General features: G+C 39.3%; 19 protein-coding genes, 1 tRNA gene and 1 pseudogene. 13 read left to right on the forward strand and 8 right to left on the reverse strand.

Translation table 11 applies throughout. The features are described 5' to 3' along the window. Positions 1 to 17: 17 nt before the first annotated feature. Positions 18 to 1,481, reverse strand: a pseudogene (locus tag DMP02_RS07285) (FAD-dependent monooxygenase). Beyond that, positions 1,372 to 1,659, reverse strand: coding sequence for an FAD-dependent monooxygenase (locus DMP02_RS07420; RefSeq protein WP_126322175.1), 288 nt, complete (start codon positions 1,657 to 1,659; stop codon positions 1,372 to 1,374). Before DMP02_RS07420 ends, DMP02_RS07285 begins: the two are co-directional and overlap by 110 nt. Positions 1,660 to 1,817: 158 nt before the next feature. Here DMP02_RS07420 and asd point away from each other — a divergent pair, with 158 nt between their 5' ends. From asd to pssA, 9 genes are all read left to right on the forward strand, one after another. Beyond that, positions 1,818 to 2,660, forward strand: a complete 843-nt coding sequence (asd, locus tag DMP02_RS00540; protein WP_126322176.1) for an archaetidylserine decarboxylase — start codon at positions 1,818 to 1,820, stop codon at positions 2,658 to 2,660. Positions 2,661 to 2,732: 72 nt separating this feature from the next. Beyond that, positions 2,733 to 2,948: a hypothetical protein gene (locus tag DMP02_RS00545; protein ID WP_126322177.1), complete on the forward strand. Its 216-nt coding sequence runs from the start codon at positions 2,733 to 2,735 to the stop codon at positions 2,946 to 2,948. 90 nt (positions 2,949 to 3,038) lie between these two features. Next, a complete protein-coding gene (locus DMP02_RS00550) occupies positions 3,039 to 4,370 on the forward strand; it encodes a tetratricopeptide repeat protein (RefSeq protein ID WP_126322178.1) in 1,332 nt (443 codons plus the stop codon). A gap of 188 nt (positions 4,371 to 4,558) precedes the next feature. Then, positions 4,559 to 5,053: an acyl-CoA thioesterase gene (locus DMP02_RS00555; protein ID WP_126322179.1), complete on the forward strand. Its 495-nt coding sequence runs from the start codon at positions 4,559 to 4,561 to the stop codon at positions 5,051 to 5,053. Positions 5,054 to 5,270: 217 nt separating this feature from the next. Next, on the forward strand, positions 5,271 to 6,047 hold the full coding sequence (gene gloB, locus DMP02_RS00560) for a hydroxyacylglutathione hydrolase (protein ID WP_126322180.1): 777 nt from the start codon (positions 5,271 to 5,273) through the stop codon (positions 6,045 to 6,047). Positions 6,048 to 6,338: 291 nt separating this feature from the next. Continuing rightward, positions 6,339 to 7,499, forward strand: a complete 1,161-nt coding sequence (locus DMP02_RS00565; protein ID WP_126322181.1) for a putative adhesin — start codon at positions 6,339 to 6,341, stop codon at positions 7,497 to 7,499. Between the two features lie 140 nt (positions 7,500 to 7,639). Continuing rightward, positions 7,640 to 8,005, forward strand: coding sequence for a dihydroneopterin aldolase (locus DMP02_RS00570; protein ID WP_126322182.1), 366 nt, complete (start codon positions 7,640 to 7,642; stop codon positions 8,003 to 8,005). 96 nt (positions 8,006 to 8,101) lie between these two features. Then, the gene (mutS, locus tag DMP02_RS00575) at positions 8,102 to 10,690 is read left to right on the forward strand and encodes a DNA mismatch repair protein MutS (protein WP_126322183.1); all 2,589 of its coding nucleotides are present in this window, start codon (positions 8,102 to 8,104) and stop codon (positions 10,688 to 10,690) included. Then, positions 10,687 to 11,544: a CDP-diacylglycerol--serine O-phosphatidyltransferase gene (gene pssA / locus DMP02_RS00580; protein ID WP_126322184.1), complete on the forward strand. Its 858-nt coding sequence runs from the start codon at positions 10,687 to 10,689 to the stop codon at positions 11,542 to 11,544. Before mutS ends, pssA begins: the two co-directional genes overlap by 4 nt. 81 nt (positions 11,545 to 11,625) lie before the next feature. On the opposite strand, the gene trpS is transcribed toward pssA, so the two are convergent. Continuing rightward, complete coding sequence (gene trpS / locus DMP02_RS00585; RefSeq protein ID WP_126322185.1) at positions 11,626 to 12,723, reverse strand: tryptophan--tRNA ligase; 1,098 nt, start codon at positions 12,721 to 12,723, stop codon at positions 11,626 to 11,628. Positions 12,724 to 12,852: 129 nt separating this feature from the next. Between trpS and DMP02_RS00590 the strand changes: the two genes are divergently transcribed. Beyond that, the gene (locus tag DMP02_RS00590) at positions 12,853 to 13,797 is read left to right on the forward strand and encodes a hypothetical protein (RefSeq protein WP_126322186.1); all 945 of its coding nucleotides are present in this window, start codon (positions 12,853 to 12,855) and stop codon (positions 13,795 to 13,797) included. 73 nt (positions 13,798 to 13,870) lie between these two features. Then, complete coding sequence (locus DMP02_RS00595; protein ID WP_126322187.1) at positions 13,871 to 15,442, forward strand: phosphoenolpyruvate carboxykinase; 1,572 nt, start codon at positions 13,871 to 13,873, stop codon at positions 15,440 to 15,442. Positions 15,443 to 15,500: 58 nt separating this feature from the next. On the opposite strand, the gene proC is transcribed toward DMP02_RS00595, so the two are convergent. From proC to DMP02_RS00610, 3 genes are read right to left on the reverse strand one after another with little or no spacing between them, the layout of a single operon-like run. Beyond that, positions 15,501 to 16,358, reverse strand: a complete 858-nt coding sequence (gene proC / locus DMP02_RS00600) for a pyrroline-5-carboxylate reductase (RefSeq protein ID WP_232019577.1) — start codon at positions 16,356 to 16,358, stop codon at positions 15,501 to 15,503. A 15-nt stretch (positions 16,359 to 16,373) separates the two neighbouring features. After that, on the reverse strand, positions 16,374 to 17,051 hold the full coding sequence (gene murU, locus DMP02_RS00605; protein WP_126322188.1) for an N-acetylmuramate alpha-1-phosphate uridylyltransferase MurU: 678 nt from the start codon (positions 17,049 to 17,051) through the stop codon (positions 16,374 to 16,376). A 4-nt stretch (positions 17,052 to 17,055) separates the two neighbouring features. Next, complete coding sequence (locus tag DMP02_RS00610) at positions 17,056 to 18,054, reverse strand: aminoglycoside phosphotransferase family protein (protein WP_126322189.1); 999 nt, start codon at positions 18,052 to 18,054, stop codon at positions 17,056 to 17,058. 207 nt (positions 18,055 to 18,261) lie between these two features. Here DMP02_RS00610 and dapA point away from each other — a divergent pair, with 207 nt between their 5' ends. Together dapA and DMP02_RS00620 are read left to right on the forward strand one after the other, a co-directional pair. Then, the gene (gene dapA, locus DMP02_RS00615; RefSeq protein WP_126322190.1) at positions 18,262 to 19,137 is read left to right on the forward strand and encodes a 4-hydroxy-tetrahydrodipicolinate synthase; all 876 of its coding nucleotides are present in this window, start codon (positions 18,262 to 18,264) and stop codon (positions 19,135 to 19,137) included. 400 nt (positions 19,138 to 19,537) lie between these two features. After that, positions 19,538 to 19,628: transfer RNA gene (locus DMP02_RS00620), tRNA-Ser, on the forward strand. 14 nt (positions 19,629 to 19,642) lie between these two features. Here DMP02_RS00620 and DMP02_RS07290 read toward each other — a convergent pair. Then, positions 19,643 to 19,984 carry a 2'-5' RNA ligase family protein gene (locus tag DMP02_RS07290; protein WP_232019648.1) on the reverse strand — a complete coding sequence of 114 codons (342 nt, stop codon included), beginning with the start codon at positions 19,982 to 19,984 and terminating at the stop codon, positions 19,643 to 19,645. Next, positions 19,879 to 20,223, reverse strand: coding sequence for a 2'-5' RNA ligase family protein (locus DMP02_RS07295; protein WP_232019578.1), 345 nt, complete (start codon positions 20,221 to 20,223; stop codon positions 19,879 to 19,881). The genes DMP02_RS07290 and DMP02_RS07295 overlap by 106 nt, the downstream gene beginning before the upstream one ends. Positions 20,224 to 20,253: the final 30 nt, after the last annotated feature.

The following is a 20,253-nucleotide window of genomic DNA, read 5'->3' on the forward strand; positions in this document are numbered from 1 at the left end:
ATAGAGTAATTTACTTGTTATTTCCCAAATAAGCGCTTTAAATAATTATTTGCTGAAATTAAGTCGAGGCCATAGGAGCGGAATCCTATATACCCATCTGGTCTGATGATATAAATGGCGGCTGAAGTAACACCATAACGTTGGAAGAGCACCTCATTGTCTGATGTGGCTTGAAAATGGTGAATTTGTAGCCAATCGGGATGGATATCGGCTAGGGCTTTTAAATTTTCTGAATCAGCGTATGGTGTTTTGTCTCGTTGCAGTAAAAGTAGATTAAAAGGTTTTTCTCGCAACATAGAAAAGAGGTTAGAGGTATTGATGGGTGCATCAGGCGCACGGTAGCCGGCATGTGGGCCTTTCTTAAACGCAATATCGGCATTTTTTGTAATTTCAAATATAAATTTATTAGCATGATAATGAATATTCAATTGTGACATAAACCAAAATAAACGTTGCTCGGCATGTTTTTTTGCAAAAATAAATCTTATAAAAAAAGGTAAAAATAGATTGCGTAGCAGAGAAACTAAATAGTTTTTAGTTGTCATCAAGGAAAAAAAACGATCAGTGGTTTTTAATAAGATTTTCCCTATGCGATGTCTCTCTGTTTCATAGCTCATTAAAAGTTGTGTTGACGTTGTTTTTTTCAAGACTAATGCCAGTTTCCAGGCTAAGTTTGTGGCGTCCTAGATTCCCGTATTCATACCCTGCCCGCCGACAGGGCTGTGAATATGCGCTGCATCGCCAGCTAGAAAAGCACGCTTTTGACAATAAGTTTGTACGCCACGATGGTGTAGATAAAATTGCGATAGCCAAATAGGATTGATGAGCTTAACAGGGGTTTGAGTAATATGATGGGCTGCAATTTCTATTTCATTGATATTTGGAGTCGGTAATTTTCCTGATGAAGAGGGATCAGCGCGTCGTGCCAACATAATGCGGCTGAATGTTTTAGTCAGTGGAATATGCACAAAGATACCCTGTTTTCCTAAAAAAAATAAAAATTTGTCTGAGGAAAAACGCCACTCAATCGTTGCATCCGCTAAAATGAAACTTTGTTTATAGGCAGCACCTTCAAAAGAAAAGTTAAGTGTGTGGCGGACGGCGCTATGTGCTCCATCACATCCTATAATATAAGCACAACCTATTTCTTCTATTTTTCCGCTAAGACAGTTTTTTATTTTTGCAATTACACCGTTTTTATCTTGTGAAAAAGTAATGAACTCTTTTTCTCTTTCAATAAAACTATTTTTTTTCGTTAAAAATTCCGTCAAAATACCCTCAGTTTCGCTTTGTGGAAGAAAATAGATAGATGGAAAAGGCGTGTTTTGTTGAGGAAATTTAGAAAAATTTACGCCAACTTGTTTTTTTCCATTAATAAAAAAAAGCGAACTCCATTCCAGTACGTGCGACTTTAAGGAACTCTGCAGAGATACCCAAATTTTGAAAAATCTCCATGGATTTTGCTTGAATAGCAAAGGCACGCGATTCAAGCGCACGATCTTTTTGCTTATCAATAATGCGGAAGTTAATGCCGAATCGTAGCAGTTGGCATGCCATCATTAAGCCGGTAGGGCCGGCTCCAATAATTAATACATCCGTACTCTTCGCACTAGAATTTTCGGCGGTGTTGCCGCTCAATTCGCCATCCTCATGTATCATAAATACATTCCGGTTGCTTCATTTTCGCGGCGCCTTGCCGAAAATCCCATTGCTGTGAGTATGTCATTTAAATATCCATCAATAAGAAGTAAAATAAGCGCCTTAAGCAGGTCTAAGTGATTAATTATAAAATTACCTATCTAGATAAGGGGTGTCTTTTGCGAACTTTATTCCAGTCTTTTCTTCCTCAACACGGGTTATCCCGATTTGCGGGGTGGGTCGCGCATTGTAAGCAGCCTTGGATAAAAAACAGATTAATTAAAAATTTTATTCGGGATTATCAAGTAGATATGAGTTTGGCTTTAAAAGAAAGCCCTAATGATTATAGCCATTTTAATGAATTTTTCACCCGCGCTTTAAAACCAGAAAAGCGTCCTATTGATTCTGGGTCTGAGATTATTGTTTCCCCTGTTGATGGTTGTGTCAGTCAGTTTGGCGATATACGGGAAGGGCAACTTCTTCAGGCAAAAAAAATTAACTACAGTTTGCAAGCCTTGTTAGGCGGTTCTATGTCCTTGGCTTCACGCTTTCAACAAGGGAAATTTGCTACTTTCTACCTTTCGCCTAAAGACTATCACCGTGTACATAGCCCTTTTGTGGGTACACTGCAAGAAATGATTTATGTGCCAGGACGGCTATTTTCCGTTAATACCGAAACAACGGAGCAGTTATCTCAATTATTTGTTAGAAATGAGCGAGTTATTTGTCTGTTTTCAACGCCCATAGGGCCTATGGCGGTTATTTTGGTCGGCGCTATGTTGGTGGCTAGCATGAGTACTGTATGGGAGGGTGTGATTACGCCGGCAAAGACACGGCAAATTCGTCATTGGCATTATGTTGAAAATACAGTTTCCCTTGCTAAAGGCGAAGAATTAGGTCAATTCCAATTAGGTTCAACGGTTATTGTTTTATTTGCTGCAAATCGTATGCAATGGTCGGATCATCTTGCGTTACAGAGTAAGGTACAGTTTGGTGAAGGTATAGGACGCGTATTATCTTGAGTTTACTGGGTTAATAAATTAGTATTTATACATAAATTTTTGAATTGAAAAATTTTGTTAAAAGGATTTAACATGCCAAATCTTCAGGCGGATAGATTAAAAAAAGATTGTAAAGACCGTGAAAAAGCGGCTATTTTTTATTATGTGGTTGATTTAAAAGTTAATGAACATGAGCAGATAAAAATATTAGAGTTTGGTCGTGGCTTTCAATCAGGAACCTCGGGCTACAATGAATTGTTTGGTTATGGGAGGAATTTACCTGGTTTTTTTTTAAAAGCTAAATTATAAGACAATTTAAAAAAGATAATTAATTCAGTCTATATTAATAGTTTTCCGGGTATTCCATCTAGTAAGGATGATAGTGGATATGTTGGTTTTTTGAATTCTTTAACAGAGAGTAAACACAATGATTTTCGCAAATTAGATTTTTATTCAGGTATTTATGCAGGCACGAGTATAAAAACTGCGCCAGAGCATGTTTTAGCGCTAGATGACGATCCGACTTTACAAACTATCCTCGATGATAAAATTTTAATGCACTTGGCTTTACCAATTCAAGCAAAAGCGTACCGTCCAAAAGCACTTAGTTTTCCCCGGCAATATACATCAACACTCGCACAACAAATTTGCCAAGCGATAAAAAGTGACTATATCGTATTAAAGATAGGTGATTCCCACGAGGGTAAAGGTGTTATTACGATTCAACGTGAGAAGCTAGATGAAATATTACGTTTTTTACTCGCGAGAGATCAAAGTGAGCTGATGTTACGTTTATTGCCTATAGTGGCTAATGATAGATTTTTTAAGCTAAAAAATAGAGACCCTTTGGCATCTAAAGCGTTTTTTTCTGAAAAAATAGAGAGTAAATTAAAAGAGTCCTATGGGATATCTATGCTGTGCTACCAAACATGGTTAAATTCGGATAACCCTTTGTTTTTAGTAGAATCTTATGAGGCTTCTAAGCCCATAAAGAAGGGTAATACTGATTATGATGCAACCATGCGGGTATTATTTCTTATCCTTAAAAACGAAGGTCGTTATTCATTTCAGCCTATAGGTGCTTATTGGAAGTTGCCTGAATTACCGATGGTGAAAAAAACTAAAAAATTATCTTGTAAAGATCATCGCTTAAGCCAAATTTCATCGACGAGTAAGCAAGCTGATCTAAGTTTAGAAGTTGATCCTTCTACCTTGCATAAAGTCTATGCCCACCTTAATTTAATTTTACCGATTATTTTTAAGGCTGTTCAAGAGACTAATTATATTGAACTGATTGCTACACATTTACTTCCTGCGGCGAAGGATAAGCAAGAGTGTGATTTTTTCTATCAGATGAAATTAGCTAATAATGTGGGATCCTTGGGTCGTTATGAAGAAGCCATTTCTATTTTAGAAGTGATACAAAAAAAACAACCTAATCATTATCGTAGTTATCACGAATTAGCCATTATTTATCATTTACAAGAAAACTATGAAAAAGCCATTACATTTTATACAAAAAGTCTGGCGTTAGATCCGACGTTTGCAGCGGCGTATCGTAGACGTGCGCAAAGTTGGTTAGCTTTAACGTGTTACGACAAAGCGCGGCAAGATATTAAGCAGGCGTTAAGCTTAGCACCTAATGATCGACAAACACTGAATGTTGAAACAGAAATCAAACTAAAGATGGCGCCAGAGGCTGTGGCCAGCACTTCTTATCATTTTAATTGAGAAGTAGGGTTATTTGCCGCTGCTTCTATTTAATAAAATAGATATATCTTGTTAAGGGCCAAACTAATCGGGTAATCTCTCCTTAGAAATGAGGCTATTGTTGCTAGGTATGTATATAAAAGTGCTGTCAATGCATCTTGTGGTTATAATAGCCAGAATCTTTAACAAAATTAGAATAGGGGCTACCCATGATAACGCAAGCTGCTAAACCCGTCTCTGTATCGGCGATTCATGATCATACCTATAAAATATTTCCTAATGATCTTAACTCAACGGAGACGGTTTTTGGGGGGTTAATCATGGCAACGCTGGATAGAGTCGCGTCTGTTGTGGCCGAACGTCATAGTGGGAAATCGTGTGTTACTGCATCCGTTGATGCGATGCATTTTTTAAAGCCAGCCAAACGAGGAGATATTTTGATTTTCCAAGCATCTATTAATCGCAGCTGGCAGACTTCGATGGAAGTAGGTGTTCGGGTTTTGGCTGAAGATTACCGTACGGGTGATCGGCGTCATATGGTTTCTGCTTATTTTACTTTTGTGGCTACTGATGAGAATGGGGTTAAAACATCTGTTCCGCAGGTTATCGCAGAAACAGAAGATGAAAAGCGGCGTTACCAAGAAGCGGGCGATCGACGTGACCGTCGGCGACAAGAAGCAGAGGCACGGCGTTCAAGAAAATAAGTATTTTTTAATTAATCTAGCTTACATTTTACTGAAGTATATTCACAGCAATGGGCTTTTTAGCAAGGTGCCGTGAAAATGAAGCAACTGGAGTGTATACATGATACATGAGGATTGCGAATTGAGCGGCAACGCCGCTGAAAGTTCAAGTGCGAAGAGTATAAAGTGGGTTTGGTAGAGATATAGATGCCCTATAAATAAAAAAATTGGAGACAATATGGCTATTCAAGTACAACCTATTTTGGCATTTAAAGATAATTACATTTGGTGTCTGATTAACGATGAGACTAACCATTGTATTATCGTTGATCCAGGTGAGGCAAAACCTGTTTTAGGGTTCCTTAAACGTTCAAATCTTTCGCTAGACGCGTTATTTATTACGCACCATCATTGGGATCATACCAATGGCATAAAAGCGATTTTAAAAGATCATTCGGCGCCTGTATTTGGGCCGGCGAAAGAAAAAATAGCAGGCGTTTCCAATCCAGTAGATGAGGGAGATACGGTTGAATTAAATAATTGGCCCATTACGTTTAAGGTTTTAGCCATCCCTGGCCATACACTGGGCCATATCGCTTATTACGGGGATAATTTACTTTTTTGCGGAGACACGCTATTTTCTGCGGGATGCGGTCGACTGTTTGAAGGGACTGCTGAACAAATGTTGGATTCTTTAAATAAACTTTCGCAATTGCCGGATGAAACACAGATTTATTGTGGTCACGAATATACGCTGAATAATCTGAATTTTGCGCAAATGCTTGAGCCCAACAACGTTCATGTTAAGGAATATTTAGAGCGGGTTCGTGAATTACGCCAAAAAAACTTACCTAGTCTTCCCTGCACATTATCTACGGAGCGATTGGTTAATCCTTTTTTACGTTGCGATAAGACAGAGATTTTATCACGTGTTGAAAGGCACCGGGGGAAGAAATTTGATTTACCGGCTGAAGCATTTGCTTATCTTCGCCAATGGAAAAATAATTATAAATAGGCTTTGTTTTGTGGATCTTGAGCTTGTCGTTCGGGTAATCGGCTCAGGCTCAGGATTCTTATAATATTGTTTGACTTAGTAAATTAGCGGGTTTTTTCTTTGCTTTACCTTCTATAGTGTCAATTTAGCGTTCTTTTCTTGTTTTTTCTTTGCTTTCCTATCTCCCTGAACAAGGCGTAAAGTTTAAAAAACAAATATTATTTGTTAATAATCATTTAATTTTACGTTAAGGATGGTTTAATTTTCTTGTTATAAGCTCCTGTTTTAATTATCTAAAACACTTATAACAAAATGCCTAATAATAACAATAATACTAATTTTACCCGTGTCTCTGATCTTGAGACTTTTTTCTCAGGTAGTAATTGGGTTCTAGAATTCGAAGATTTTGAGGTTTCATCTCAAGATCCAGTTGGTTCCGGTGACGAAGTTGATAAAGGAAACTTTAAAGGACTGTATCGAGAAGTAGAAATAAATGAGGACACGGGGGAAGTATCTCGTCGTGTTATAAGAGCTACTAAGTATGGAAGGAATGGAGATAAAATTCTAGAAATTGATCTTAGAGCAGTACATGTAGGGAAAGAAAAAAATGGGGAGCTGCAGGGAGCCTTTTTATTGACAGATCCAATAAAAAACAAAGTGAATGGAGAAAAGCCGATTGAAGAGCTACTTATATACTCACATGGCAGTATTAGCAACAGGGGGGATGAGGGTGAAATTGTTTTGAAGAAAGGCATGCCTGTTATTTCTTTCCTTGGACCACATGAAGCTATATTGAATATAGAGCTAGGTTGTATTACTCCTTATGCAGAGGTTTCTTTTGAAGGTATTACACTAACCTCTGAGCAGGCAAAGTATGATTTTGAGACTTCGGGCTACCAAGCGATAACGGGCGCACCTATCCGCTACGACGCGAAAACGGGCGCACCTCTCGGAGTTATTCATAATTACGAATTAACGAAATTTGACAGCGACCAATTAACAGGTGACTTAAGGCACGTTCTGGATAAAGTAACTGAGCATATGCAGCTACAGAGAGAGATCGCAAAAACTTGCAGAGAGGATGGGCATGCTTATGAAACTGATCCTTTAAAATTAAAGCCAGGGGTGAGGTTTGTTCCACTTGTAGATACGATTGTGATTCGAGCTAAAGGGGAGATGGATACATCTGACGTAATTAAAATTGCGCAAGAGCGTGGGTATAAAAAGATTATATGTAACTTTTGTCGTTCTCTTGCTCCAGTATCAAAACCACATTGGATTACTAATCTCTTTCTTAAAGCAGGGCCGAATAAACCTGCGCCGGAAGTATATTGTGCTAAAGATACAAAACTATTAGAAAAACCTATATTTTTATCTTGGGCTGAGGTTGCGAAGCTTGAGTATACCAGGATAGAAGCAGCAAAACATGAAGCGGAGCTGCTATCTTCTTTTGCTCCAAGAATGTCGCGTTAACAAAGCGAACAATCAAATAGATTGAAGGCTGGGTGCAATCCAAGGGTGGTAGCTAAGCAATGTTAGCTACCACCCTTTTATTTATACGCATGAGAGCATCTACCTAGTCAAAAATAGCTTGCTTTGTTATCCTGGTGCATATGCATTGTCAATTATTATTAGAAGATATTCGCTTAGACGTTAAATTAGGCCACTCAGAAGAGGAGCGTTCTGCTCTACAGCGGGTTTTAGTACAAGTAACGTTTGGATTTGAAACGATTCCTTTGGTTTGTAGCACCGATAATTTGCATGATACGCTTTGTTATGCCACGCTCGTTGATGAGCTGCAAACATTTTGTGACGATCGATCTTTTAAATTAATTGAAGCGTTGGGTTATCAGCTATATCAATTTATTCAAGAAAAAGTAGTTGCAACACGCCCCGAAAAAATGACAGTTGCTTTACGTGTTATTAAAAATCCGCCTCTTTCTACGCTTGAACAAGCGAGTTTTTCAATTTGCGATTAAATTTTTTATTAAAAATTATGTCAGTATAAAGAAATATCCTAGGAAAAGTTTACAGAGTATAATTAACTTTCCAGATTGGGTACACTATTTAATACTATGAAGCATACAATCGATTTATCGCAACATACGCCCATGATGCGCCAATATCTCAGCATAAAAGCAAATTATGCTGATAAGTTATTATTTTACCGTATGGGGGATTTTTACGAGTTATTTTATGATGATGCGATTAAAGCAGCCGAATTATTAAATATTACCTTAACAAAGCGAGGCCAATCCAATGGTCAAGCTATTCCCATGGCAGGTGTGCCTTTTCATAGCGTGGAAAGCTATTTAGCAAAACTGGTTAAGCAAGGTGAATCGGTTGCTATTTGCGAACAGGTTTCTGATCCAATCTCTGGTAAAGGCCCCATGGAAAGGCGAGTAACACGTATTATTACGCCCGGGACACTCAGTGACGAAGCCTTATTAGAGGCACGACAAACTAATTTTTTATTGGCTTTGTCACATAAAGCTGATCAATTTGGCTTAGCTTATTTAGATATGAGTAGCGGTCAATTTCATATCTTACAAGTTAATAATCAAGAAGCTTTAGTGAGTGAATTGGCACGCCTAAGTCCCATTGAGTTACTGATTGATGAAGCATTTCAATTAGACATCTTGTTAAGCCCTTATAAGACCATACGTCGTAGACCAAGTTGGGAGTTTGACTTAACTGCAGCGACGCATTGTCTTACGCAACAATTTCAAACCCGCGATTTAAGTGGCTTTGATTGCCAGGACTTACCTTTAGCCATTCAGGCTGCAGGTTGTTTGCTCAGTTATGCAAAAGCGACGCAACAAACTAATTTATTTCATCTTCAGCCGCTTCGTGTCTATAGACGTGAAGAAAGCGTTATCTTAGATGCAACAACGCGACGTAATTTAGAATTAACTACCAATTTACAAGGCGGAAAAAGCAATACGCTGATGTCGATTATGGATAAGACGGCTACGCCTATGGGAGGCCGTTTATTACACCGTTGGGTACATAGTCCTTTACTTAACTTTGGATTAATTCAAGCACGTCAAACGGCTATTCAATGTTTATTAAACACACAAGCTTATTTAGGGCTACACAATGTGTTACAAGGCATCGGTGATATCGAACGCATCATTGCTCGGGTTGGCTTAAAATCAGCAAGGCCACGCGACTTAGAACAGTTACGTTCAGCATTGGCTAGTTTGCCTGATATTCACAATAAGCTGGGTTGTTTGCCAGTCATTAAAAATACCTCGGACGATCTCCTTGTTAGTTTACGTAACAATATTAAAATATTCCCGTCGTTATTTTCCTTATTGCAACGAGCTATTGTTGAAAATCCGCCCGTCATGATTCGGGAGGGTGGTGTTATTGCAAAAAATTACCACAGTGAGTTAGATGAATTGCAAACGCTTAGCGAGAATACAGGACAATATCTGGTTGATTTAGAAAAGCGTGAGCGAGAGCAATCGGGTATTAGCACGCTCAAAGTTGGTTTCAATCGTGTCCATGGTTACTACATTGAGATAAGTCGTGGGCAAGCAAAACAAGTGCCAAATCATTATATCCGCCGACAAACCTTAACCAATGCAGAGCGTTTTATTACCCCTGAATTAAAAGAATTTGAAGATAAAGCGCTGAGTGCACGCTCTAAAGCACTCAGTTTGGAAAAAAGACTTTATGAGGAGCTTTTGGATAAACTGCTTGTTTATCTTACTGATTTACAACAAACAGCCAATGCATTAGCACAATTGGACGTCCTCACCTGCCTAGCAGAGCGTGCTGCGACACTTAAATTGGTTTGTCCGCATTTAAGCGCTGATTCAGGTATTCATATCAAAGGAGGGCGTCATCTTGTTATTGAACAAGCGATTGATGTACCCTTCGTGGCAAATGATAATGAGTTAACAGCACAGAAACGTTTATTAATTATTACTGGCCCTAATATGGGCGGTAAGTCGACTTACATGCGGCAAACGGCTTTGATTTGTTTGCTAGCGATGACCGGGAGTTTCGTTCCTGCCGATAGTGTTTTGATAGGTCCTCTTGATCGTATTTTTACGCGAATCGGCGCGGCGGATGATTTGGCCGGAGGGCGTTCTACCTTTATGGTAGAAATGACAGAGACCGCTTCTATTTTGCATAATGCAACGGAACAGAGTTTGGTGATTATGGATGAAATTGGTCGGGGTACGAGTACGTTTGATGGTTTAGCCTTGGCATTTGCTTGTGCAGAGTATTTGGCAAAAGAAATTAAATCCTATACTTTGTTTGCGACGCATTATTTTGAGCTGACAGAGCTTGCTGAAAAAATAGCCGGAATAGCTAATTGCCATTTAACGGCGATGGAGTACCAAGATAAAATAGTATTTTTATATACGGTTAATGAGGGCCCAGCAAATAAAAGCTACGGACTACACGTGGCACAACTCGCGGGTGTTCCTAACCCTGTTATCAAACGTGCAAAGGAAAAACTACTATCATTGGAAAAGCAAGCTCATTTGCTTCAAAAACCATTATTTTCTGTCCCTCCTGTTCCAGAAAAAATAATGGTTTCTCCTGTTCTGGAGTTGTTGGAGCATATTGAGCCCGATCACTTAGCGCCAAAAGAAGCGCTTGAAATACTTTATCGATTAAAATCCTTGCAAGGAATTAATGTATGAACAAAGAAATTTTTGATCCAAATGACGGTTTCTTCGCATTTAATCAAAGCGATCAAGCAATACCTAGGGTTGAAACGGATAAAAATACGGATAATGAAAATGGAGAAGGAAGTAGACAAACTATTTATCGTCGTCGGGGTATTTATTTACTGCCTAATTTATTTACTATTGCGGGCTTGTTTGCAGGTTTTTATGCCATAGTAAGCGCTATGGAAGGTTATTTTAGTAACGCAGCAATTTCTATTTTTATTGCGATGATTATGGATTTTTTTGATGGGCGAGTTGCGCGTTTAACAAATACACAAAGTGCTTTCGGTGCAGAGCTAGATAGTTTATCCGATATGGTTTCTTTCGGTGTTGCGCCGGCATTGGTTGTCTATAGCTGGTCTTTAGAAAGTTTGGGTAAATTAGGTTGGTTGGCGGCCTTTGTATTTGCGGCGGCGGGTGCATTACGTCTGGCGCGTTTCAATACACAAGCATTGGTGATGGATAAGCGTTACTTTCAAGGTCTTCCTATCCCGGCGGCAGCAGGTATTTTGGCGAGCATGGTATGGTTAAGTGTTGACTCTGGCATTCCAGGCGAAGTCGTTGACATGACCGCGGCGGTGTTAGCCATTCTAACGGCTATTTTGATGGTAAGTAATATACGTTACTATTCTTTTAAAGAAATCGACTTGAAAGGCCGCGTTCCTTTCGTCGCTATCTTACTTGTAGTGCTCGCGTTTGTTGGTATTTCGCTGGATCCGCCTAAAATACTTTTTTTGCTGTTTTTTTGTTATGGGATATCCGGACCTATTCTAACATTGTGGGCATTACATAAAAAACGTTCGCAGCGAAAGAAACAACATCATTAAATAAATAATAGTCTGATTTATTGCAGATACTTTTGTTACCCCGGCGAAAGCTGGGACCCAGGATTTGAAGATAGCTTCTAACTAAGGCAGTGAGCTTAATTTAAGCTGACGTTTGAAATAATCTTGTTTCATGGCAGTTTTGGCTTTTATTAAAGTATCTTCAGCCAGTTCATTGGCTTGTTCTGTACCTTGCTGTAAAATTTTCAATACCTCGCCCGGATCGTTTTCATACAAGCGTCGTCGTTCACGCATGGGTTGAGTTAAGGCAACCAATATTTCGACTAATTTTTCTTTGCAAACCTTATCCCCGATTTGTCCTTGACGGTATTGTATCTCAGCTTCCTCAACCCATTTTTTGTCAGGGTTAAACGCTTCATGAAAGATCCATAAAGGATTATTTTCAGTAGAGCCCGGATCAGAGGCACGCAGTCGTTTCGGATCGGTATACATCCCTCTTATTTTTTTAGCGATGCTATCTGCATCATCACTTAGATAGATGGCATTGTTGAGTGACTTGCTCATTTTTGGCAATACGCCATCGCTATTAGGTGCACCTGTGCCTACTAAACGTTTTACACGGCTTAGTTTGGGTTGAATGATAGGAAAAAGGCCGCCTTTTGCCACATAGTCTTTGTCTTCAGTTTGTGGATCGACACCGCAGTAAAGTTGATTAAATCGACGCGCACATTCGCGAGCCATTTCTAAATGAGCGACTTGATCCTCGCCCACAGGAACAAGTTCTGGGCGAAAAGCGAGGACATCCGCTATTTGCCCTACAGGATATAATAAGAAGCCAAAAGGGTAATTATCACCTAAATTTTTATTGCGTATTTCATCTTTGATCGTGGGATTGCGCATGACACGTGGGAAGGACAGCAACATGCTGAAAAACCATGTGAGCTCTGCAATAGCAGGCACTTCAGATTGAATGAAAATACTGCTTTGTTTAGGATCAAAGCCGACCGCGAGATAATCCAATGCAATATCTAATGTATTCTGGCGGATTTCTGTGGGGTGCTCGGCGCGAGTTGTAAATGCATGTACATTAGCAATGATGAAATAACATTCATAGCTTTCTTGTAAAGCAAGACGTGTTTCCAGGGAACCTACCCAATGCCCAAGGTGAAGTTTGCCAGTAGGGGTGTCGCCAGAAAGTAGACGTGGTTTTGGATGGTTCATAGTATTAAGCGATTTAACTACTAAAAAATTTAATCTATTTTCGCGGCTTATACACGATAGTTCAAGTTCTTTTAATGACACATTAAAAAATTATCTGTATAATGATAAATAAAAAAGGATAAATTTATTATGACAACACCTAGTAATAGATTGGCGAAAAAAATAAATATAGTAGATCCGTTAAATGGAGTGTATGGATATTTTAATGATCCTAACTTTTATAATGAATCTAAAGAGGATGGGTCAACATTTAAGGTGGATTTTCCTCGTACCAGTGAGATTGAGCTTATTATTAACGGAGAATCTCAAATTCACCATAAAATATCTGATTCAGAAGTAGATAAAACAAATAACCAAAATGAATTTATAGATCTGTTAATGAAGCAAAGACCTGAGTTAGCACGTGTAATAATGCAAGAGTTAAATCAGTCGGGTGCTCTTTTTACTGCCAGGATCCTGATGGAAGGTTACTTTTTTAGGAGAGCTGCTATAGAGTCAAAAGATAAGCATCATCATTTTATTATTGATGTAGCTAATCAAGATGAAGTTTTTGTAAAAGAAACCATTATTTACAGATCGTTAAGCTTAGAGCCTACAGAGACTGCTCTCAATATAATTGCATCAGGTAATAGTTTAGAGGTTCATGGCTTTTTTTCTGAAGAGGAACAAAAAAAGCTAGAAAGCTATAGGAATTCCCGTAGAGTGCAAAGTAAGCTGAGATCGAAGGATGATGACGGCGCACAAGAGTTAGTGCTTTCTGAGGGGCAACCGCTTTCTTTGACTGTTCAATATGCACTTCGTTACTGTGAGAAAACAGGTACTTATGAGATGAAAGTACCCTCTAAAGACGATATTACTTTAACGGTGCCAACAGAGTTAGCGAAGAGGTTGGTTTTTGATAATAAATGGACTATCGGTGATAAGATTTCCGAGTTTATCTTTAAACTTGTTGATGTATTCAAAAAACTTGTTATTGCTAAGGTAAGCGAGCGTACAGTGACAGAGCAGTCTAGGCCGGATCAGGCTAAACCAAGTGAAGAATCTCAAGCTTCTTCTTTTGCTCAAAGAATGTAATTCACCGCTCAGATTTTTGCAGTTTTTTATGTTAAAATAAACAAATTTTTTGTTTATTTGTGGAGTAAAGCCCATGTCTTCTTCGCTTGATGCCGGCACTTTAGTTTCTGGTAAGTCCTATGTTGATTTAACGGTCGAACAATTAATTAATTTTGCTATTGAACGCAAAGAAGGCGTGATTGCAGCCAATGGCGCTTTGTCGGTTAGCACAGGGGAACGGACGGGACGTTCGCCTAAAGATAAGTTTATTGTCCAAGAAGCAAAGACTGAAAAAGACATTGATTGGGGGCCGGTTAACCAACCCATTGCGGAAGAGCATTTTCATGCGTTATGGCAGCGAGCCGAATCCTATGCGAAAGAAGTTGATTTATTTATTTCTAATCTACAGGTAGGCGCTGATCCAGACTACTACTTGCCGGTAAAAGTAATCACACAATATGCCTGGCACAATTTATTTGCTAGACAATTGTTTATTCGTCCTGAAAATTTTCATGGAAAAGCTAATAAAGCAGAGTGGACTATTCTAAGTCTTCCCGGTCTTAAAACAGATCCTCGGTGCGATGGTGTGCATAGCGATGCAACGTTAATGCTTCATCTTAGTGAACGTAAAGTGTTGTTATGTGGTCATCGATATGCGGGTGAAATTAAAAAGGCCATGTTTTCTGTTTTAAATTATTTGCTACCTGCATCAGATGTTTTACCGATGCATTGTTCTGCAAACGTAGGAAAGCAGGGTGATGTGGCTTTATTTTTTGGTTTATCAGGCACAGGAAAGACCACCTTATCGGCCGATCCTGAACGTTATTTAATTGGTGATGATGAACACGGCTGGAGTGAGAACAGCGTCTTTAATTTTGAAGGTGGTTGCTACGCTAAATGTATTGATTTATCGAAAGAGCGCGAACCCGTTATTTGGAATGCGATACGTCATGGCGCTGTGATGGAAAATGTTGTATTAGATCCTCACACCTTAGAGCCCGATTATAAAGATGCTAGCTTGACACAAAATACGCGGGTTGCTTATCCGCTGGATTTTATTTCTCTCCGTGTTCCGGAAAATCGTGTAGAGCAGTTACCCAGCGCAGTCATTTTTTTAACTTGCGACTTATACGGTGTATTACCACCGGTAGCGCGGTTGAGCCATGAACAAGCTGCCTATTATTTTTTAAGTGGGTATACGGCGCTCGTTGGTAGTACCGAGGTTGGACAAACAGAAGCAATTAAAACAACTTTTAGTACTTGTTTTGGCGCACCGTTTTTTCCACGTCCTGCGAAGGTTTATGCGGAACTACTCATAAAGCGTTTAAAAAACAGCGATGCAAACGTTTATCTTGTGAATACAGGTTGGACAGGTGGTGCATATGGCCAAGGCCGGCGTTTTCCTATTCCGGTAACGCGCGCCATTATTCAAGCTATTTTAAGCGATGAAATGAAAACAGCTGAATATACTACTTTACCAGGTTTTAATTTTGCTATTCCTAAAAATCTGAAAGACATTGATGCTTGCTTATTAGATCCAAGGCAAACCTGGGATGACATAGCGGCTTATGATTACAAGACAAAAGAGTTAATCGCTAAATTTATTGATAACTTTAAGAAGTTTGAAGTCAGTAAAGAAATCCGCGACGCAGGACCGGTTCTATAGAGATAAAATCCTTTGGAGAAATAGTTAAGGGTTAAGCACAAAGTTTTTAAAGTAAGCGCTATTGGTTTTCAAATTCTTCTGCTAGCGCTTCAGCGCGTTGTTTCGCAGCTAGCATGGCCTTTTTGATTAATTCACGGAAGTTAGCTTGCTCTAAAACATTTAAAGCAGCTTGGGTTGTGCCGCCACGTGAAGTGACATTTTGCCTTAATTGCTCTATGGATTCTTTCCCCTCGCTTTCAATTGCCATACGAGCAGCGCCCAGTGCTGTTTTCTGACTTAATAAAGATGCGGTTTCTTTAGATAAACCTAATTCAGTACCCGCATTTTGTAAGGCTTCGATGAGTAAAAAAAAGTAAGCGGGGCCACTGCCTGATAAGGCAGCAACGATATCTATTTCTTCTTCTTGCTTGCACCATACAACGATTCCTACACTGCGGAATAGCGCTTCAGCAGCATCTTTTTGTATGGATGAACAATGACGATTAGGAAATAGCCCGGTCGTGCCGGAGCCTAGCAATGCAGGGGTATTAGGCATGCAGCGAATGATAGAGATACTAGCATCTTGTAGATAGTTATGAATGGTTTTTAAGTTGATGCCTACCGCAAGAGAAATAATCAACGGTTTTTTTTCTCGAATCAGATCGGCCATCTCTGTGGCCACTTCTTTTAGAATCTGTGGCTTTACGGCCAGTACTAGCACATCAGCGGCGTTGGCTACTAAACGGTTATCGGTACTGGTATGAATCTTTAGTTTTTTTAAGTGATCAAGCAATGTTACATTGGTATTGCTTGCCCAAATATTATTTGCATCGTAACCATTATTTAATAAACCTCGGATGAGGCTATTGGCCATATTGCCTGCGCCAATGAAAGCGATGTTCTTCGTACTAGAATTTTCGACTGTGTTGCTATTCAATTCGTAATCCTCATACTATTTATTTTCCTGCTTCAGGTAGCTATCAAGACGTGTTAATTCACTCAATGTTCCAACATTAAACCAGCTACCCCGATAGTGTTCACCGGTTATTTTTTTTTCATTAATGCGTTTATGGAATATATCGGATAGTGGAAAGGTCTGGGGTTTGCAGTCTTTAAAAAGATCAGGATGATAAATACCAAGGTTAGCAAAGGTAAATTTAGGGAATCCGTTCAAATCCAATAATTTATTTGGTAAAAGGTGAAAATCGCCTTTGGGATGAAAATTGGGATTATCGACTAAAATGAGATGTGCTTGAGCTGAACCAAGTTTATGTTGTGATAACTTTTCTAGTGGGTACTCTGTCCAGATATCTGCACTGATGACAAGAAAAGGATCTTCACCTAAAAAAGGCAGTGCTTGGCAAATTCCCCCGCCTGTTTCAAGCGCAGAGGGTTCAAAGGAGTATTCTAGATTTACACCATAATGATGTCCGTTCCCTAAAGCATCTATGATTTGTTTTGCGCGATAAGAAACATTAATCACAATATCTTTTAGGCCCGCGTCGGCTAGCTTTAGTAATTGATGCACAATAAAAGGTTTATTTGCAATCGGAAGTAAGGGTTTGGGTATTTCATCTGTTAAAGGCCGCATGCGCGAGCCTCGACCCGCGGCAAGTATCATGGCTTTCATGTTTTTATGTCTCGCTCAGTTTATTGTGGATATTGGGTAATAAGTGTTTTAATTCAATGAGCTCAGGGTATTTTTCACAGACCTGTTGCAAGTAGCGTAGAAGGCGGTCTGTGCTAGCAAGGTATTGGGGTTTATTATCTCGATAACAAAGGCGTGCAAAAATACCTAACACTTTTAAATGTCGTTGCACGCCTATTAAATCAAACCAGCGAATAAATTCTTCGCTAGAAAGCGAATGCTTGGGTAGTAGCATATCGCGAAAATTTAATGCCCACTTTTCAACGTGGGGTTCTGGCCAATCAATATAAGCGTCTCGTAGTAAAGAAACGGCATCATAAGTAATAGGACCATAGATCGCATCTTGAAAATCTAATATACCTACTTTTTTTTTATCGATTAATAATAAATTACGTGAATGATAATCCCGATGCACACAGACACGAGGTTGTTTAAGAGCGGAAGTAATCAATAATTGAAAAATTTTTTCAAGCGAAGCGCTAAACTGAGCTGTTATGTTCAGTTTTAGGTGCTTGCTTAAAAACCAATCGGGAAATAAGTTTAATTCAGTACGAATAAATTTTTCGTCAAATAAGCCTAAGGGTTGATGATTAGCTAGTTTTGGCTCACAAGCTTGGATTTGGGGAATAACAGCTAGAGCACGTGTGTATAAGCCATCCGCGGTTTCTGTATTTAATAGGTTTAAATACAGATCATTCCCTAGGTCACTTAATAGGATAAGCCCCTGTTCTAGATGATAGTTAAGAATTTCTGGTGCGTTGATGCCCTGGCCAGTGAAGTCTTTAGCAATTGAGATAAATGCGGTTATATCTTCTTTATCGGGAGGCGCAAACATGACAATATGGCTGTTATTATTCATCTGCACTCGAAAGTATTGGCGAAAACTTGCTTCATTGACTAAGGGTTGTAATTCGAAGTCGCGTAGTGAACACGCTGTCTCTAACCAGCTTTTTAGCGTGTTTAATTTGTTCGTAGCAGTAGGCATGAAGTTGACTCTTCTAAACCAGATTTATAGGTTTATTACACGAAGGCTGATTCTTTGTAAATAGTTAGTATATTGATGATATAGTTTACAATGGAACTGACTTGATTATCTACAAGCTTCCCCAGTAGTATATTGTTGGAAGTTTGCTTGACTCTATTTTTGCAGCGGGAAGTATTTTTCTTCGTCTAGAATAAGGTGGAATCGGATATGTTTCATGGCAGTATGGTCGCATTGTTAACGCCTATGCGTGAAAATGGAGATATTGATTATCTCTGTTTACGTCATTTGGTTGATTGGCATGTTGCACAAGGTACAGATGCTATTCTCGTGATGGGAACGACTGGCGAGCCTGCGACACTGAGCGCCGAAGAGAAAGAAAACGTTATTAAAACGGTTGTAGAACAAGTTCATGGCCGTATTCCTGTTATTGCGGGTACTGGGACAAATTCTACGCAAAGTAGTATTGACCAAACGCGAAAGGCTATGGAAATAGGGGTTCAAGCGTGTTTGCTAGTAACGCCTTACTATAATTGTCCCACTCAAGAAGGTCTTTACCAGCATTACCGTTCAATTGCTGAAAAAGTACCTATTCCACAGATTCTTTATAATATCCCAAAGCGCACGGGCGTTGATTTGTTGCCTGAAACGGTTTCTAGGCTTGCGGGTATTGCTAACATTGTGGGGATAAAAGAAGGGCGACCTGCTTGTGCCAAGGCTATTATTGAATATTGCGGTACCAATATTGATATTTATAGTGGTGATGATAATGCCGCATTAGAAATTATACGTTTGGGTGGCAAAGGGGTTGTTTCAGTATTAGCTAATTTACTGCCCAAGGCAGTGCACGAGCTTTGTGAGACCGCAAGAAATGCAGATTGGGACAAGGAGGAAGCATTAGAGCAACAACTTCGGCCTTTTTACGGGGATTTATTTGTGGAAACAAATCCCATTCCAGTTAAATGGTTAGCAGCAGAACATAAACTAATTCCAACCCCGCATCTGCGTTTACCGTTGACGACCTTATCATCGGAGCAGCAAACAAATTTAAAACCGTTGCTAAACCGCCTGACGACTTTTACTTAAATAAAGCACTATGAAGTTATCTTTTTTATTAATGTTAAGTTTTATTATTAGTTTAACTGGCTGTAGCTCGGTCAATAACTATCTCAAGACACGTAAATCTCAATATCTCTATAGCCAGGATTCAGGGCCATTGAAAAAACCAAATAGCTTAAAAATAAAGCAAACTCGGTATATAATCCCTCAGGTAAATGCAGCACAGCCCAGGCAATTGCCTAATTTGTACCCGCCTACAGATTGAGACGTGTCATCAAGGATAGTTTTTGATAAATATATTCACAGCAGTTGGATTTTTGGCAAGGCGCCGCGAAAATGGAGCAACCGGAGTGTATAAAACATACATGAGGATTGCGAATTGAGCGGGAACGCAGCAAAAAATTCAAATGTGAAGAATATACAGATTGGAGAGGTACCGAAGCGGCCATAACGGCGCCGACTCGAAATCGGATGAGGATGCAAATCCTACGTGGGTTCGAATCCCACCCTCTCCGCCAAGATTATTAAATCCCTATACCGTTGCTGTGGCTGTTTGAAATGGAATAGATGCAAGGGATGTGTATATTTGGTTATATTCCGTTTTTTTACTATCAAATAATACAATTTTATCTACTAGCATAGCACTAGCGTTTAATTTAAGTTCTTCTCGTATATTAGAGGTATGGTGGTGAACAATTCGACCTAATGTTAAATGAGGTAGGTAAGGTTTTGTTTCCGGCGAGAACCCTAAACTTCTTGCTACTTCTTCTAAGTAATAGGCCAGCTCAAAAAGCTCCGCAGTAGGAATGATATCAGCCGCAATAGCACGAGGTGCCGTGGGGGACGGGAAGAAACGAATATTATGTAATAGCAGTAAAAAAGGCTTAATTTTTTTATGGCTTTGTGTGTGCCCTCGGCAAGTGCGGCTATAAGAGAAGGTTCGGCGGGACCTAGAAAACGCAAGGTAACATGTAGATTGTCTGGGTGTACCCATCTAACACGATTTCCCCAAGGTTCATGTTTTAACTCATCAATCAGTTTAGATAAAGCGTCGCGCAGCTCTTTGTTTAGTTCAATGGCGAAAAATAAACGTAAAGGATCATGAGTGCTCAAGTGTAGCTTCCTTACTAAAGACTATGACAT

The sequence above is a fragment of the Candidatus Rickettsiella viridis genome (assembly GCF_003966755.1).
Classification (GTDB): Bacteria; Pseudomonadota; Gammaproteobacteria; order Diplorickettsiales; family Diplorickettsiaceae; genus Rickettsiella_B; species Rickettsiella_B viridis.